General features: G+C 75.2%; 1 protein-coding gene. It reads left to right on the top strand.

Annotated features, from left to right (window positions below; translation table 11 throughout):
• The first annotated feature begins 1 nt into the window (after window position 1).
• The gene (locus tag ACIQOV_RS39505; RefSeq protein WP_401055725.1) at window positions 2-1,864 is read left to right on the top strand and encodes a heavy metal translocating P-type ATPase; all 1,863 of its coding nucleotides are present in this window, start codon (window positions 2-4) and stop codon (window positions 1,862-1,864) included.
• Window positions 1,865-1,924 lie beyond the last annotated feature (60 nt).

Here is a 1,924-nt window from a genome sequence, read left to right as displayed (position 1 = left end):
CCTGCGCGCCGTCGCGTACCGGATGCTCGGCTCGATCAGCGAGGCCGAGGACGCCCTCCAGGAGGCCTGGCTCCGCTACGACCGCACCGCCACCGGCGGCTGGGAGCCCGCCTGGGCCGGGCTCCAGGCGCTGCGGGAGAAGACCCTCGACGTCGACCTGCTGATGATCGTGGCCGCGCTCGGCGCCGCCGCCGTCGGGCAGGTCATGGACGGCGCGCTGCTGATCGTCATCTTCGCCACCTCCGGCGCCCTGGAGGCGCTGGCCACCGCCCGCACCGCCGACTCGGTGCGCGGACTGCTCGACCTCGCCCCGGCCACCGCCACCCGGCTGCTGCCTGACGGCGGCGAGGAGACCGTGCCCACCGAGGAGCTCGCCGTCGGCGACACCGTGCTCGTGCGGCCCGGTGAGCGGATCGGCGCCGACGGGCGGGTGCTCGACGGCGCGAGCGAGGTGGACCAGGCCACCATCACCGGCGAGCCGCTGCCCGTCGTCAAGGAGACCGGCGACGAGGTGTTCGCCGGGACCCTCAACGGCACCGGGGCGCTGCGGCTGCGGGTCGAGCGGGACGCCTCGGACACCGTGATCGCCCGGATCGTCCAGCTGGTCGAGGAGGCCTCCGGGACCAAGGCACCCACCCAGCTGTTCATCGAGAAGGTCGAGCAGCGCTACTCGCTCGGCATGGTGGCCGCCACCCTCGCGGTCTTCGCGGTCCCGCTGGCCTTCGGCGCGGCCTTCACAGGCTCGCTGCTGCGCGCGATGACCTTCATGATCGTCGCCTCCCCGTGCGCGGTGGTGCTGGCCACCATGCCGCCCCTGCTCTCCGCCATCGCCAACGCCGGACGGCACGGCGTCCTGATCAAGTCCGCCGTCGTGATGGAGCGTCTGGGCCAGGTCGACGCCGTCGCACTGGACAAGACCGGCACCCTCACCGAGGGCACTCCGCGCCTCACCGACCTCCGGCCGCTCACCGGCTCCGGCCTCTCCGAGGAACGGCTGCTGGCGCTGGCGGCCGCGGCCGAGCACCCCAGCGAGCACCCGCTGGCCCGCGCCGTCGTCGACGCCGCCCGCACCCGCGGCCTGACCCCGGCCGCCGCCGAGGACTTCACCTCCACCCCCGGCGTCGGGGTCACCGCCACCGTCGACGGCCGGGTCCTCGCGGTCGGCGCGCCGGCCCGGCTGATCCTGGGGCGCACCGACGCCGCCTCCGTCGAAGCCGCCGCGCTGGTCGCGGAGTTGGAGGAGGGCGGGCGCACCGCCGTCCTGGTCGAGGCGGACGGCGTACCGGTCGGCGTGCTCGGCCTCGCCGACCGGCTGCGCCCGGACGCCGCCGCCACCGTCGCGTCCCTCAAGGCGATGACCGGCACCGCGCCGATGCTGCTCACCGGCGACAACCCGCGCGCCGCCGCCCACTTGGCCGCCGAGGTCGGCATCACCGACGTCCGGGCCGGACTGCTGCCGCAGGACAAGGTCGCCGCCGTCCGGGAGCGGGAGGCGGCCGGACGCAAGGTGCTGGTGATCGGCGACGGCGTCAACGACGCGCCCGCGCTGGCCGCCGCCCACACCGGCCTCGCGATGGGCCGGGCCGGCTCCGACCTTGCCCTGGAGACCGCCGACGCGGTGATCGTCCGCGACGAACTCGCCACCGTCCCGGCCGTGGTGGCGCTCTCCCGGCGGGCCCGCTCCTTCGTGGTGCAGAACCTGGTGATCGCCTCGGCGTTCATCACCGTCCTGGTGGTCTGGGACCTGGTCGCCACCCTCCCGCTGCCGCTGGGTGTGCTCGGCCACGAGGGCTCGACCGTCATCGTCGGCCTCAACGGCCTGCGGCTGCTGCGCGAGAGCGCCTGGAGCGGGGCCCGGGGATAGCGGGAAGGTGTTCGACTGAACGGTTCTGCACGGAACTTCAGCGAGGGGGCGGGGTCCGAC

The organism is Kitasatospora sp. NPDC091257 (assembly GCF_044757675.1).
In the GTDB taxonomy this organism is placed as follows: Bacteria; Actinomycetota; Actinomycetes; order Streptomycetales; family Streptomycetaceae; genus Kitasatospora; species Kitasatospora lactacystinica.
The sequence above is the reverse complement of the archived record's forward strand: the minus strand, read 5'-3'. Positions and strand labels throughout refer to the sequence as shown.